Source organism: Telluria sp. LT1R51-2, assembly GCF_059685775.1.
The window spans coordinates 3,294,496-3,308,633 of record NZ_JCASIM010000001.1 but is presented as its reverse complement, the minus strand read 5'-3'; the positions used below and the strand labels follow the sequence as shown (position 1 = coordinate 3,308,633).

Annotated in this window: 10 protein-coding genes; all 10 read right to left on the bottom strand. The window is 59.8% G+C overall.

Annotated features, from left to right (window positions below):
- Positions 1 to 7: 7 nt before the first annotated feature.
- A complete protein-coding gene (gene ileS / locus AC56LH_RS14610) occupies positions 8 to 2,893 on the bottom strand; it encodes an isoleucine--tRNA ligase (RefSeq protein WP_499647167.1) in 2,886 nt (961 codons plus the stop codon).
- A gap of 112 nt (positions 2,894 to 3,005) precedes the next feature.
- The gene (locus AC56LH_RS14605; protein WP_499647165.1) at positions 3,006 to 3,977 is read right to left on the bottom strand and encodes a bifunctional riboflavin kinase/FAD synthetase; all 972 of its coding nucleotides are present in this window, start codon (positions 3,975 to 3,977) and stop codon (positions 3,006 to 3,008) included.
- 223 nt (positions 3,978 to 4,200) lie between these two features.
- Complete coding sequence (locus AC56LH_RS14600) at positions 4,201 to 5,430, bottom strand: tetratricopeptide repeat protein (protein ID WP_499647163.1); 1,230 nt, start codon at positions 5,428 to 5,430, stop codon at positions 4,201 to 4,203.
- A 71-nt stretch (positions 5,431 to 5,501) separates the two neighbouring features.
- A complete protein-coding gene (locus AC56LH_RS14595) occupies positions 5,502 to 5,936 on the bottom strand; it encodes an ExbD/TolR family protein (protein WP_258835395.1) in 435 nt (144 codons plus the stop codon).
- A gap of 74 nt (positions 5,937 to 6,010) precedes the next feature.
- Positions 6,011 to 6,430 carry an ExbD/TolR family protein gene (locus AC56LH_RS14590; RefSeq protein WP_482899869.1) on the bottom strand — a complete coding sequence of 140 codons (420 nt, stop codon included), beginning with the start codon at positions 6,428 to 6,430 and terminating at the stop codon, positions 6,011 to 6,013.
- Positions 6,431 to 6,433: 3 nt separating this feature from the next.
- Positions 6,434 to 7,375, bottom strand: coding sequence for a MotA/TolQ/ExbB proton channel family protein (locus tag AC56LH_RS14585; RefSeq protein WP_499647161.1), 942 nt, complete (start codon positions 7,373 to 7,375; stop codon positions 6,434 to 6,436).
- 84 nt (positions 7,376 to 7,459) lie between these two features.
- Positions 7,460 to 8,125 (bottom strand): energy transducer TonB, encoded by a 666-nt coding sequence (locus tag AC56LH_RS14580; RefSeq protein ID WP_499647159.1) that lies wholly within the window; start codon positions 8,123 to 8,125, stop codon positions 7,460 to 7,462.
- Between the two features lie 905 nt (positions 8,126 to 9,030).
- Positions 9,031 to 10,554 (bottom strand): SpoVR family protein, encoded by a 1,524-nt coding sequence (locus tag AC56LH_RS14575; RefSeq protein WP_499647157.1) that lies wholly within the window; start codon positions 10,552 to 10,554, stop codon positions 9,031 to 9,033.
- 42 nt (positions 10,555 to 10,596) lie between these two features.
- Positions 10,597 to 11,868: a YeaH/YhbH family protein gene (locus AC56LH_RS14570; protein WP_499647155.1), complete on the bottom strand. Its 1,272-nt coding sequence runs from the start codon at positions 11,866 to 11,868 to the stop codon at positions 10,597 to 10,599.
- Between the two features lie 210 nt (positions 11,869 to 12,078).
- On the bottom strand, positions 12,079 to 14,001 hold the full coding sequence (locus AC56LH_RS14565) for a PrkA family serine protein kinase (RefSeq protein ID WP_499647153.1): 1,923 nt from the start codon (positions 13,999 to 14,001) through the stop codon (positions 12,079 to 12,081).
- Positions 14,002 to 14,138 lie beyond the last annotated feature (137 nt).

Sequence of the window (14,138 nt, the reverse complement as noted above, 5' to 3'; positions counted from 1 at the left end):
CCGGAACTTATGCGAAGCGGCGCGCTTCGCCGGCGCCGAACAGATTGCTCGTGCAGCGGCCGCACAGCGTTGGATGTGCTGAATCGTGGCCGACGTCGCGGCGATAGTGCCAGCAGCGCTCGCACTTCTCGGCGTCCGACGGAACCACGGCCACGCTTTCGTCAGCGTCGCTTGCCACTTCCGTGACGCTTGCCTGCGACGTGATGAAGACGAACTTCAGGTCGTCGTCCAGGCTGGCCAGCGCGCGGTACTTCTCGCCCGAGGCCTTGATCGCCAGTTCGGCCTGCAGCGACGAACCGATCGCGCCCGAGGTGCGCACTTCTTCCAGTTGCTTCGTCACGTCCAGGCGCACCTGGCGCAGCAAGGCGTACTTGGCCAGGAGCGCGTCGCCGTCTGGCAGCTCGGGGAAGGTCCACAGCGTCTGCGTGAAGATGGTTTCATCGCTGGCGTTGAACGTCTCCTGGTCCGCAAACACGGCCCACGCTTCTTCGGCCGTGAACGACAGCACCGGCGACATCACGCGCAGCAGCGCATGCGCGATATGCCACAGCGCGGTCTGCGCCGAGCGCCGTGCTGGCGAATCGATGCCGGTCGTGTACAGGCGGTCCTTCAGGATATCCAGGTAGAAGCCGCCCAGGTCTTCCGAGCAGTAGTTCTGCAGGCGCGAGACGACCGGGTGGAATTCGTAGCGCTCGAAGTGCGCCGCCACGTCCTTCTGCAACTGGGCCATCGAGGCGATCGCGTAGCGGTCGATCTCGAGCAGCTCGCCCATCGGCACCGCGTGCTGCGCCGGATTGAAGTCCGACGTGTTGGCCAGCAGGAAGCGCAGGGTGTTGCGGATGCGGCGGTACGATTCGGTCACGCGCTTGAGGATCTCTTCGCCGATCGACAGCTCGCCCGTGTAATCGGTCGAGGCCACCCACAGGCGCAGGATGTCGGCGCCGAGCGTGTCGGAGATTTTCTGCGGCGCCATCGTGTTACCGAGCGACTTGGACATCTTCTTGCCATGCTCGTCGACCGTGAAGCCGTGCGTGAGCAGCGCCTTGTACGGCGGCTCGCCATTGAGCATCGAGGACGTCAGCAGCGACGAGTGGAACCAGCCGCGGTGCTGGTCCGAGCCTTCCAGGTACAGGTCGGCCGGGAAGCCCAGCTGCTCCTTGTGCGAGCCGCGCAGCACGGTCTGGTGGGTCGCGCCCGAATCGAACCAGACGTCCAGCGTGTCCCGGTTCTTTTCATAGATCGTGGCGTCGTCGCCCAGCAGCGTGACCGGGTCGAGCGTGTGCCAGGCGTCGATGCCGCCCGTTTCGAACAGCTTGGCCACTTGCTCCAGCAGTTCCGGCGTGCGCGGGTGCAGCGTGCCGGTCTCTTTGTGGATGAAGAACGCCATCGGCACGCCCCACTGGCGCTGACGCGACAGGGTCCAGTCCGGGCGGTTCTCGATCATGCCGTGCAGGCGCGCCTGGCCCCAGTCCGGGAAGAACTGGGTCCTGGCGATGCCGGCCAGCGCGGTCTGGCGCAGGGTCGGGCCGCCATCCTTTGGCGTGAGGTCCATGCCGGCGAACCACTGGCTGGTGGCGCGGTAGATGATCGGCGTCTTGTGGCGCCAGCAGTGCATGTAGCTGTGATCGAACATCTTGAGTTCGAACAGCGCGCCCGCTTCGGTCAGCGCGGCGCAGATTGGTTTACTCGCTTCCCAGATCGTCAGGCCGCCGAACAGCGGCAGCGTCGGAACGTAACGGCCATCGCCCATGACCGGCTTGAGGATGTCGTCGTCCTGCATGCCGTGCGCCTTGCACGACACGAAGTCTTCCAGGCCGTAGGCCGGCGCCGAGTGCACGACGCCGGTACCGCTGTCGACCGTGACGTAGTCGGCCAGGTACAAGGGCGACAAGCGGTCGTAGAACGCGTCCTGCGCATGCAGCGGGTGCTTGAAGTTGATGCCGGCCAGCTTCTCGCCGACGGTGGTGGCGACAACCGTGCCTTCGAGCTTGTAGCGCGTCAGGCACGATTCGACCAGCTCGGAACCCAGGATCAGCAGGAGCGGCTTGCCATCACGCTCGGCCTGCACCAGCGAATACTGGACTTCCGGACCGGCGTTGAGCGCCTGGTTCGACGGGATGGTCCAAGGGGTCGTGGTCCAGATGACGATGAAACCATCGCCAGCCGGGAGTTTGTCCAGGCCGAAGGCGGCGGCGATTTTTTCCGGCTCGGCAAACGGGAAGCCGACGTCGATCGCCGGGTCGCGCTTGTCCTGGTATTCGACTTCGGCTTCGGCCAGGGCCGAACCGCAATCGAAGCACCAGTTCACGGGCTTCAGGCCCCGGTAGACATAGCCTTTTTCGAGCAGCGTGCCAAGCGCGCGCAGCTCGTCGGCCTCATTGCTGTAGGCCATGGTCATGTACGGGTTGTCCCATTCGCCGAGCACGCCAAGGCGGATGAAGCCGGCGCGCTGGCGGTCGATCTGTTCGAGCGCGTAGGCGCGGGCCTTTTGCAGCACCTCGGCCGTCGGCAGGTTCTTGCCGTACAGTTTTTCGATCTGGATCTCGATCGGCATGCCGTGGCAATCCCAGCCCGGCACGTACGGCGCATCGAAGCCGGCGATCGTGCGCGACTTCAGCACCATGTCTTTCAGGATCTTGTTGACGGCGTGGCCCAGGTGGATGTCGCCATTCGCGTACGGCGGGCCATCATGCAGGATAAAGGTTGGACGGCCCTTGGCTGCCTTGCGCACGCGCTCGTAGATTTTCTTGTCCTGCCATTGCTTGACCCAGCCCGGTTCGCGCTTGGCGAGGTCGCCGCGCATCGGGAACGGGGTGTCGGTCATATTGACCGGGTATTTGCTCTCGGGCTTTTTGCCGCCCTTGGCAGGGTTGTGCTGTTTGGTATCGGACATAAGGTTCTTTTGTTGGGTGTTCGTGTACACGGCGCCGTGCGCCGCGTCGAATGAGGTCGGGCAAACAGGGGGAGGCGCTTCCTGCCAATCGTCGACTGGCCGGGAAGCGCACTCAAATTCGGTCGGTCGCGTTCAGCGCGCCATTACGCCGGTCGAAGAACGCGCGCGCCTGCAGCGCGTCGTTGTCGATCGCGGCGGTGAGCAGGGCCAGGTCGGCGTATTTTTCTTCGTCGCGCAACTTGGCCAGAAACTCCACGCGCACGAGCTTGCCGTAACACTGGCCGGCATAGTCGAACACATGGACTTCAAGCAAGGTGCGGCCGGCGTCTTCGACGGTAGGGCGCACGCCCAGGCTGGCCACGGCCGGCAGCGGATGCTCGGCCAGGCCATGCACCTGCACGACAAAGATGCCGGACAGGGCAGGGCGGTGCGTGACGCGCAGATTCAGTGTGGGAAAGCCCAGCGTGCGGCCAAGCTTGGCGCCATGAATCACATGGCCCGACATCGCGTAGGGATGGCCGAGCAGCCGGCTGGTGGCGCAAAAGTCGCCATCGGCCAACGCCGCGCGCACGGCCGACGACGAAATGCGTACGGCGCCATGCATCACGGTGCCCAGCGTATGGACTTCGAAACCGTGTTCGCGGCCGGCTTCAGTCAGCATCGCAATGTTGCCGGCGCGGCGCGCGCCGAAGCAGAAGTCGTCGCCCACCATCAGCCACTTGACGTGCAGGCCGTCGACCAGCACGCGCTGGACGAAATCCTGCGGCGACATGGCGGCAAACTGTTCGTTGAAATGTTCGACGATGACGCGGTCGATGCCGGCCTGGTCCAGGTCTTCGAGCTTGTCGCGCAGATTGGCCACGCGCGCCGGTGCCTTGGACGGGTCGCCCAGTTTGTGGGCAAAGTATTCGCGGGGATGCGGCTCGAACGTCATCACGGCCGCGTCCAGCCCGAGCCGGTCGGCGGCGCCGCGCACGTGCGCCAGCAGGGCCTGGTGGCCCCGATGGACGCCGTCGAAATTGCCGATCGTGAGCGCGCATGGTGCGCGCGCCGCGTCGTTGGGAAGTCCGCGAAATACCTTCATCAAGTCTGGTTCCGGTTGCGCGCCATGCTGTCGGTATGCGGCGCCAAAAGCCTGATTATACGGGAACTGCGCGGCAAACCGACGTTGCATAAGAGGAATGGTTCCCCGCTGAAGGTGCATGCCACGGTCTGCGGACGCTGACCAAATAAAAACGCCGCCCCAAGGGCGGCGTTCTGGCCGATCGCAACGCAGGGTGGACGGCTATGCCGTCCACGCGTTCAACTTACGACAGCGGGTGGTTGACTGCCAGGATCCAGTAGCGTGCCAGTTCGGCCGTGCCGTCCTTGCCGCCAACTTCCTTGAATGCAGCAAGAGCTTGCGACTTCTTGCCGGCCACAGCGTAGGCTTCGCCCAGGCGCAGCTTGGCTTCTTCTGCATTGCGCAGGCCGCCGGCCTTGATCGCCGCTTCCATCATTTTCAGGCCCTTGTCGGCCTGGCCAGCCTGCACCATCGCGTAACCGAGACCAACCATCTGGTCGCCGTCTTTGGCGGCGGTGTACTCGGCTTCGAGCGCAGCAAAGTTCTTGTTTTGCTCGGCCAGGTTTTTCTCGGCCAGTTCTTTCAGGCGCTGGTGGCGCGCGGCATCGGTGCCCGTACCCAGTGCGCCAGCCTTGTAGCCGCGGTCGATGATCTTGAGCGCTTCAGCAGGGGCTTTCGCCTGCAGGACCAGCTGGGCCATTTCCATGAACTCGCTCGGCTTCTTGAGCAGGTTATTGGCCAGTTTCAGGCGGTAGACGTCGATGTTCAGACGCTGCGAATAGCCTGGCTGACGCTGTACACGGTTCAGCAGGTCGGTCCAGTACTGGGCTTTTGGATAGCTTGCTGCCAGCTTCTCGATGGTGCGGACATAGCCGGTCGTATCGTTTTTCTTGAGCTGGATATTGGCCAGCATGCCGAGCTGATCTTCGCTCAGGCGGCCACTTTTTTCGATGGTGCGCAGTTCTTGCTCGAGCGCGGCGGTGTTGCCTTGCTTGTAGTAGTTCTGCAGCAGGTAGGCGCGCAGCTTCGGATCGTCTTTCTGCTTGAGCAGGGACTGGATCGTGCTGTTGGCTTTGTTCAGATCGCCGGCGCGCATATAGATGCCGACCAGGCCTTCCGAGAACTGCGAACGCTCGGAGGCGCTCAGCTTGCCCGAATCAAGTAATGCTTCGAACGATTTGGCGGCGGTGTCAAAGTCACCGGCCGACGAGGCTGCCGCAGCGCGAACGCGCTCGATCGTGTAAGTCTCGTTGGCGGTCTTGTTACCTACTTTGTCCAGTCCACGCAGGGTCGCCAGTGCATCCTTGTGCTTGCCCTGTTTCATTTGTGCCTGGGCTTGCTGCAGTGGTTTGCCGATCTCCGCACGCAGTGCTTCTGCAGCGACAGCGGAGGACAGGCCGATCACCGGAGTGGCGGCAACGAAGCCGAGTGCGGCCATCGCGATACTGAGGTGAGCGAGACGGAACTTGATCATCTGAAAAATCCTTATTTCAAAATGGACACGGCAGGGGGTAGCCCTGCCGTGTTGGTCAAAACATGGAACGATTACTGGAATTGCTCGTTACCGACCATGCCGATTTTGGTGACGCCGATGCGCTGGGCAGATGCCATCACGCCGGCTACAACTTTATACTCTACCAGCTTATTCGGACGCAGGTGCACTTCAGGCTGGTCAGCCATCGCTGCGACTGCATTCATTTTGGCTTCGAGGGCTGCACGATCCGGAATCACTTCGCCATCCCAGAGGATGGTGCCGTCAAAGTCCACGTCGATGGTGACCACGACCGGCTTGACATCCGTCAGCGGTGGCGGGGTACCCGTCGGCATGTTCAGATTGACCGAGTGGTTCTGCTTCGGAATCGTGATGATCAGCATAATGATCAGAACGAGCAGGACGTCGATCAACGGCGTCATGTTCATTTCCATCATCGGTTCCGGATCAGCATCCTTAGCGGAGCTCGAACCTACGCTCATACTCATGGTGTTTCCTTTTCAAATGTCGGGAGAAGGGCGCGGCGCCCGGCTCAATGAGCCTGACGCCGCGTGCAGGGCTATCAGCCCGGTGGCTCGATGACGAAGCCAACCTTCTGCACCCCGGCACGTTGTGCCGTGTAGATGACCCGACCGATTGCTTCGTAGCGTGCTTCCTGGTCGCCACGAACTTTTACCGCCGGTTGCGGCACCTTCACCGACTGCTCCGCGAGAAACTTGAACAGTTCGTCCGTGTTCGCGAGGTGCAGCTGGTTATAGTACATTTCGCCGTCTTTATTGACGGTGATATTAATGTCTTCCGGCTTGGTCAGGGTGACCTGGTTCTCTTCTGCAGGCAGTGCAACTTTCTGCAGCTTCAGAACCACCGGACTCGTGATCAGGAAGATGATCAGAAGAACCAACATGATGTCAACGAGTGGCGTCGTGTTGATCTCTGAATTCAGCTCATCTTCTCCGTTATCGGATCCGACACTCATCGACATAATTTATCCAATCTTCTTGGCGCTGATTGCTGCGTTCGAGGTCGACATTGCGCCCGAGATCAGTACCGAGTGCACGTCAGCCGAGAACGAGCGGATGTCTTCCAGCGCGGTCTTGTTACGACGAACCAGCCAGTTGTAACCCAGCACGGCAGGAACTGCAACGAACAGACCGAAGGCGGTCATGATCAGTGCTTCACCAACTGGACCTGCAACCTTGTCGATCGATGCGTTACCTGACATGCCGATGGCGGTCAGTGCGTTGTAAATACCCCAGACGGTACCGAACAGACCGATGAACGGCGAGGTCGAACCAACGGTTGCCAGGAACGACAGGCCATCTTGCAGACGCGACTGAACACGGTCAACAGCGCGCTGGATCTGCATGGTAACCCAGGTCGACAGGTCGATCTGCTCGAGCAGGGCGCCGTCGTGGTGCTGGGTAGCCTTGGTACCGGTTTCAGCGATGAAGCGGAATGGCGAACCTTCTTTCAGCGTAGCCGAACCAGCGACGATCGACGGTGCTTTCCAGAACTTGGCTTTCATGTCTTTAGCCTGGTTCATCACTTTTTGCTGATCGATCAGCTTGGTGATGATGATGTACCACGAACCCATCGACATCAGCGACAGAATGATCAGGGTGCCCTTGTTGACGAAGTCGCCGTGTTCCCACATGGCTTGCAGGCCGTACGGGTTGTAGACTTCTTCGCTTTTCTCGGTGCCTGGCGCAGCAGCTGGCGCGCCGGCGGCGGCCGGTGCAGCAGCGTCAGCAGCAGGAGCAGCAGCCGGATCAGCAGCTGGTGCAGCTGCGTCGGTCGTTGCTGGCGCAGCTGCGTCAGTTGCCGGGGTTGCTTGAGCGAAGGCTGGTGCCGACACCAACGCCGATGCTGCGGTTACCGACAACAGGACAGCCGCCAGGAAAGCGGACAAACGGGTATTCTTAAACATGCTTCCTCCAAAATATTTAAATAGACAGTTCGCTGAACTTACGACAACGACAATCAAAGTTTGAGACGGTGTTTTGTCCCGGTTTTATTCCAGCGTCCAGACGTACTGCACCGCTGTCCACGCCTGTTCCGGCTTGCCATCGATCATGGCTGGCTTGAATCGGCATTTGCTCAGAGCCGATTGCGCGGCCCGGTCCAAGTCTCGGAAGCCACTTGACTTCGCCAGCTTGGCTTCCAACACGCGACCATCGACACCAATCAGGAACTGCAGGGTCGTGGTACCCGTTTCTTCATTGCGTTGCGACGAACGCGGATATTCCGGACGTGCGCAAGTATTAAAGTCTGCTACTGCCTCGCTGCGGCTGACGCCACGCGGTGCCGGTGGTGCTGCCGGTGCAGGTTGTGCCGGTGGTGCAGGCGGTGCCAGCGACGTGGTCGGTGGTGGCGTCTGCGTCGCTGCGGCGATCACGTTCTGCGGCGGTGGCGGCTGCTGCACCTGCACTTCGACCGGCGGGATGAATGGAGGCGGTGGAGCCTTCATTTCCGGCGGTGGCGGCGGTGGCGGGGTTTCCGGTGGTGGCGGTGGCGCCACTTCTTCAATCAGCTTGGTTTCCACAGCTTCGGTCACCGTGCTGACGATCCGGGTACCCAGGCCGGCCACGAGTGCCCAACCCACAAGGATGTGGAAGATGATCACGACGATCAATCCTGTGAAATTTTTCCCGGGTTGCTTTTCGTTCGAAAAATTCATGCCATATTTCTCCAATGCCAACTCTTTTTTGTTGCTACCAAACCCACTAAATACGACGGAAACCTAGAGCCGCATCCGGGACATTCGAGGAATTATACCTACGAATTCTTTTTTGCACATACATTTTTACAGCAGCGAAAGGACCGCTAACTGCTTGTAAAAGCAGGCAAAGCAGCTCATCTATACAAGAACGGATGGGCTGCACGTCGAGGTTTGGCAGTCCGAAAATTGTCTAATCTGTTAATGGATTCTCCTCGTCACGTGGAAGATCAATGCTCAGGCTGCTTTTGCCAAATTATTGTCGTTTATTACGTTGTATGGCAAATTTCCTATGACTAGGCATGGGCTTTTCGTCGAACTATCGCCATTCCCCTATCTGGCATCGGCAAGCAGCGCGCCTGGAACAGGCGCCTGCCATGACAAGCTATAGATAGAAGTTATACGACTTGTCACCATTGAGATAACTCAACCGTGCGCCCAACAATCACGTCAACTTGACAGGAATGAAAGCTGCGAGGCCCCACACCTGCTTCGCCAAACTATATTACTTAGTTTTGCTAGGTACTTCACCACCATATTGCCATGACGTGGATGTGACAGCGCCAACATGTGATGACGGCAACATACCATGAAATCGGTTTATTGGCGATACCAAGAGAACGCGACCACGTACGTAATCGTACGCACGCGTGGAATTTGCAGGGAAAGGGGGTTGAAAATGGGGCGGGTGGAACTAAGCGAAGTTCGACAATCAACACGTTCGTATGGGCGTAGTGAACACGAGCAGTACGGTGGACGGCGCAGCCGTCCACCCTACGGTCGACGCGCGGGCGTTTAATCGGCGTAGCCGTCCACGTCACGTTCAGCGCGCGGGCATTTGGACGGCGTGGCTGCCCACCTTACCGTCAGCGCGTGCGCTTTTCGCGTCGGCACTCGATAAAGCTGACAACATGGCCGCTGGGATCGGCCGTCTCAAGGCGCACGTCAAAGCCCCACAGGCGGGCGACGTGCTTCAGGACCTCTTGTGCCTGCTGGTTCAGCGGGCGGCGGTTGAACTGCGTATGACGCAGCGTCAGCGCGCGGTCGTCGCGTGTATTGACCTGCCACACCTGGATATTGGGCTCGCGGCTACCCAGGTTGTATTGTTCGGCCAGCTTGTGCCGCACGTAACGGTATCCCGCTTCGTCATGAATGGCCGAGATCGACAACTTGTCGCTGCGATCGTCGTCGAGCACGGCAAAGAAGTGAAATTCGCGGATCAGCTTTGGCGACAGGTACTGGGCAATGAAACTCTCGTCCTTGAAATTGCGCATCGCAAAGTCCAGCGTCTTGCGCCAGTCGCTGCCGGCGATATCGGGAAACCAGGTGCGGTCTTCATCGGTCGGGTGTTCGCAGATGCGGCGGATGTCGCTCATCATCGCAAAGCCGAGCGCATACGGGTTGATCCCGCTGTAATACGGACTGTTGGCCGGTGGCTGGTAGACGACGTTGGTGTGGCTTTGCAGGAATTCGAGCATGAAGCCATCACCGACGATGCCTTCCTGATACAGGTCCTGCAAAATCGTGTAGTGCCAGAACGTGGCCCAGCCTTCGTTCATCACCTGGGTCTGGCGCTGCGGATAAAAGTATTGCGAGATCTTGCGTGTGATCCGCACCAGTTCGCGCTGCCATGGCTCGAGTAGCGGGGCATACTTTTCGATGAAGTACAGCAGGTTTTCTTCGGGCTCGGGCGGAAAGCGCACGGGCGCCGCGCTGTGTATCTGCTCTTCGCGCAGCGGCAATGTGCGCCAGATGGCATTGACTTGCGACTGCGCATAGTCTTCGCGCTCTCTGGTGCGCGCTGCTTCTTGCGCCACCGACAGCTTGGCCGGGCGCTTGTAGCGGTCCACGCCATGGTTCTGCAGCGCGTGGCAGGAGTCGAGCACATCTTCCACCGCATCGATGCCATGCCGCTGCTCACATTCGGCGATGTAGTTCTTGGCGAACACCATATAGTCAACGATGGCATCGGCATCGGTCCAGCTTCGGAACAGGTAATTGCCCTTGAAAAAGGAGTTGTGGCCATAGGCCGCGTGGGCGATCACCAGCGCCTGCATCGTCAGGCTGTTTTCTTCCATCAGGTAGGCGATGCAGGGATTGGAATTGATGACGATTTCATACGCCAGGCCCATTTGCCCGCGGCGGTAGCTTTTCTCGGTGCTCAGGAAATGCTTGCCGAAGGACCAGTGGTTGTACGACACCGGCATGCCGACCGACGTATACGCATCCATCATTTGCTCGGCGGTGATGATCTCGAGCTGGTTCGGATAGGTGTCGAGGCCGTAGCGTTGGGCCACGCGCCTGATTTCTTCGTGCGCTTGCTCGATCAGGTCGAAGGTCCATTCCGACTGCTCGGGCAGGGCGCGCGGGTTGTCCGGATCTCTTGGCATGGTGCACCTCGCTGCGGTTGGCTGGTTCGGCTGTTGGCGCGGCTACTTGGCCTGCTTCTTGAATAGTTCCCGGAACACTGGATAGATATCGGCCGGGGTCACGATCTTTTGCATCGCGAAATTGCGGTGCTGGCTGGCGACGTCGCAGTATTGTTCCCACAGGTTCTGTGGCGGGCCATCCGTGATTTCGACATACGTGTAGTACTGGACGCGCGGCATGATCGCATTGGACAGGATCTGCTTGCACAGCACCGAATCGTTGTCCCAGTTGTCGCCGTCGGAGGCTTGCGCCACGTAGGCATTCCAGTCGGCACTGCCGTAGCGTTCGCTGAGGACTTTTTGCAGCAGGTGCAGGGCCGACGAGACGACGGTGCCGCCCGATTCGCGCGAATGGAAGAATTCATTCTCGTCGACCTCGGCCGCTGCGGTGTGGTGGCGGATGAAGACCACATCGATCTTCTCGTACACGCGTTTCAGGAACAGATACAGCAGGATGAAAAAACGCTTGGCCGTGTCCTTGCGCGTTTCGTCCATTGAGCCCGACACGTCCATGATGCAGAACATCACCGCCTGCGTGCTGGGCTTGGGCACCTTGATCCGGTTGGCATAGCGCAGGTCAAACGGGTCGATGAACGGAATCGCATTGAGCCGGATGCGCAGGTGATGAATGTGATCCTTCAGTTCGATGACGCCCTGGTCGTCGCCCGGTGCGCCTTCGTCGAACAGCGCCTGCAATTGTTCCTGGGCTTGCGCCAACTGGCGCCGCGCCGGGCCACCCACGGCGATGCGCCGGCCCAGTGCGCCGCGCAGCGAGCGCAGCACGTGGATGTTCGACGGCGTGCCCGAGACATTGTAGCCAGCGCGCTGGTTCTTGTATTCGATGGTCTGGGTCAGCTGCGTCTTGACCATATTTGGCAGCTCGAGGTCTTCGAAGAAATAATTCATGAATTCTTCGCGCGACAGTTCGAAGATGAAATCGTCTTCGACGGTCTGGTCGCTGTTGCCGGCGCGGCCGCGGCCGGCGCCGGCGCCACCGCCGCGCGGGCGGCTGAACTGGTCGCCCTTTTGGTATTCGGTGTTGCCGGGGTTGACGGTTTCCCAGACGCCGCCATGGGCGTGGCCAAAATGCGGCTCGTTCACGTCCTTGACGGGAATGGTGACCTTTTCGCCATTTTCGATGTCGGTGATCGAGCGGCCCTTGATGGCGCGGCCGACGGCATCCTTGATCTGCGCCTTGTAGCGGCGCAGGAAGCGTTCGCGGTTGACCGCAGACTTGTTTTTGCCCTGCAATCGGCGGTCGATGAGGTAAGTCAAAACAGGCCTCCTGCTCAATGTAAGCGCGGATCTGGCGTGTTGGACACGCCGTTGGCGCTGTGGCGCTGCCTTCTAAACAGCAGCGCCCTTATCTTAATACGCTACGTGACCGAACGTGCGACGCACGCACAGCGCGGGACGTTGCCAGCTAGGGGCCTGCGGCCAGCCGACAACGCTGTCACCCATGCGCTGTTGCTCATCCACTGTTGCTTACGACGATTTGCGCACCCGCAGATACCACTCGCACAGCAGCCGCACCTGCTTCGGCGTGTAGCCTTTCTCGACCATGCGCGCCACGAAATCGGCATGCTTGTTCGCATCCTCGGTATTCGCCTTCGCATTGAACGAAATCACCGGCAGGAGTTCCTCGGTATTTGAGAACATTTTTTTCTCGATCACGCTGCGGAACTTTTCATAACTGGTCCAGGCCGGATTCTTGCCGGCATTGGTGGCGCGCGCACGCAGGCTGAAGTTGACGATCTCGTTACGGAAATCCTTCGGATTCGAAATGCCGGCCGGCTTTTCGATCTTTTCCAGTTCGGCGTTGAGCGACTCGCGATCGAAACTCTCGCCCGTATCGGGATCGCGAAATTCCTGGTCCTGGATCCAGAAGTCGGCGAACGTGACATAGCGGTCGAAGATGTTCTGGCCATATTCGGAATAGCTTTCCAGGTAGGCCGTCTGGATTTCTTTGCCGATGAAGTCGACGTAGCGCTGCGCCAGGTGCTCCTTGATATACGACAAGTAGCGCTGCTCGGTCTCGGGCGGGAATTGCTCGCGTTCGATCTGCTGCTCGAGCACGTACAGCAGGTGCACCGGATTGGCCGCCACTTCGGTATTGTCGAAATTGAACACCTTCGACAGAATCTTGAAAGCAAAGCGGGTCGACAAGCCGTTCATGCCTTCGTCCACGCCGGCGTAATCGGCATATTCGTGCAGTGACTTGGCTTTGGGATCGGTGTCTTTCAGGTTGTCGCCGTCGTACACCAGCATCTTGGAATAGATACTGGAATTGTCCGGGTCCTTCAGGCGCGACAGCACGGCAAATTGCGACATCATGCGCAGCGTGCCGGGGGCGCAGGGCGCCTTGTCGAGCGACGAATTGCGCAGCAGCTTGTCGTAGATTTTGACTTCGTCCGACACCCGCAGGCAATACGGCACCTTGACGATATAGATGCGGTCGAGGAACGCCTCGTTATTGCGGTTGTTGCGGAAGGTCTTCCATTCGGACTCGTTCGAGTGCGCCAGCACGATGCCGTCGAACGGGATCGCGCCAAAGCCTTCGGTGCCCTTGTAATTGCCTTCCTGCGTGGCCGTGAGCAGCGGGTGCAGCACCTTGATCGGCGCCTTGAACATCTCGACGAATTCCATCAGGCCCTGATTGGCCAGGCACAGGCCACCCGAATAGCTGTAGGCGTCCGGATCGTCCTGCGAGAAATCCTCGAGCTTGCGGATATCGACCTTGCCGACGAGGGACGAAATATCCTGGTTGTTTTCGTCGCCCGGCTCGGTCTTGGAAATGGCGACTTGCTTGAGGATCGACGGGTAGCGCCGCACGACGCGGAACCTGTTGATGTCGCCGCCGAATTCATGCAGGCGCTTGACGGCCCAGGGACTCGGTACCGCGCGCAGATAGCGGCGCGGGATACCGTAATCTTCTTCGAGGATCTGGCCGTCCTCGTCTTCGCTGAACAAACCCAGCGGCGACTCGTTGACGGGCGAGCCCTTGATCGCATAAAAGGGCACCAGTTCCATCAGGCTCTTGAGCTTTTCGGCAATCGACGACTTGCCGCCGCCCACCGGACCCAACAGATACAGGATCTGCTTGCGTTCTTCGAGGCCTTGCGCGGCGTGGCGGAAATACGAAACGACCTGCTCGATTACTTCTTCCATGCCATAAAACTCGCGAAACGCCGGATAGATCTTGATGACCTTGTTGGCGAAAATGCGCGACAGGCGCGAATCGAGGCGGGTATCGACCAATGTGGGTTCGCCAATGGCAGCGAGCATGCGCTCGGGCGCGCTGGCATACGTCAGCGGGTCGCGCTTGCACATCTGCAGGAACTCGGTCATCGAGTATTCCTCTTCCCGAGTACGCTCATAGCGGGCCGTGTAGTTTTCAAAGATGCTCATTGAAGTTCCTTTAATGTGCCAACAACGAATCACTGTCACAACAGCGCATGGCGCTGCCCGGGGCCCCGGTTATTTCGGCGTACTCCTTGTTCGTTCGTCACGTGCGGCGCCAGTGTGGTCGGCGTCATGGAAGGTGC

Coding starts and splice junctions, on each gene's coding strand:
- ileS (WP_499647167.1), bottom strand. CDS start 2,893: ATGTCCGATACCAAACAGCACAACCCTGCCAAGGGCGGCAAAAAGCCC.
- AC56LH_RS14605 (WP_499647165.1), bottom strand. CDS start 3,977: ATGAAGGTATTTCGCGGACTTCCCAACGACGCGGCGCGCGCACCATGC.
- AC56LH_RS14600 (WP_499647163.1), bottom strand. CDS start 5,430: ATGATCAAGTTCCGTCTCGCTCACCTCAGTATCGCGATGGCCGCACTC.
- AC56LH_RS14595 (WP_258835395.1), bottom strand. CDS start 5,936: ATGAGTATGAGCGTAGGTTCGAGCTCCGCTAAGGATGCTGATCCGGAA.
- AC56LH_RS14590 (WP_482899869.1), bottom strand. CDS start 6,430: ATGTCGATGAGTGTCGGATCCGATAACGGAGAAGATGAGCTGAATTCA.
- AC56LH_RS14585 (WP_499647161.1), bottom strand. CDS start 7,375: ATGTTTAAGAATACCCGTTTGTCCGCTTTCCTGGCGGCTGTCCTGTTG.
- AC56LH_RS14580 (WP_499647159.1), bottom strand. CDS start 8,125: ATGAATTTTTCGAACGAAAAGCAACCCGGGAAAAATTTCACAGGATTG.
- AC56LH_RS14575 (WP_499647157.1), bottom strand. CDS start 10,554: ATGCCAAGAGATCCGGACAACCCGCGCGCCCTGCCCGAGCAGTCGGAA.
- AC56LH_RS14565 (WP_499647153.1), bottom strand. CDS start 14,001: ATGAGCATCTTTGAAAACTACACGGCCCGCTATGAGCGTACTCGGGAA.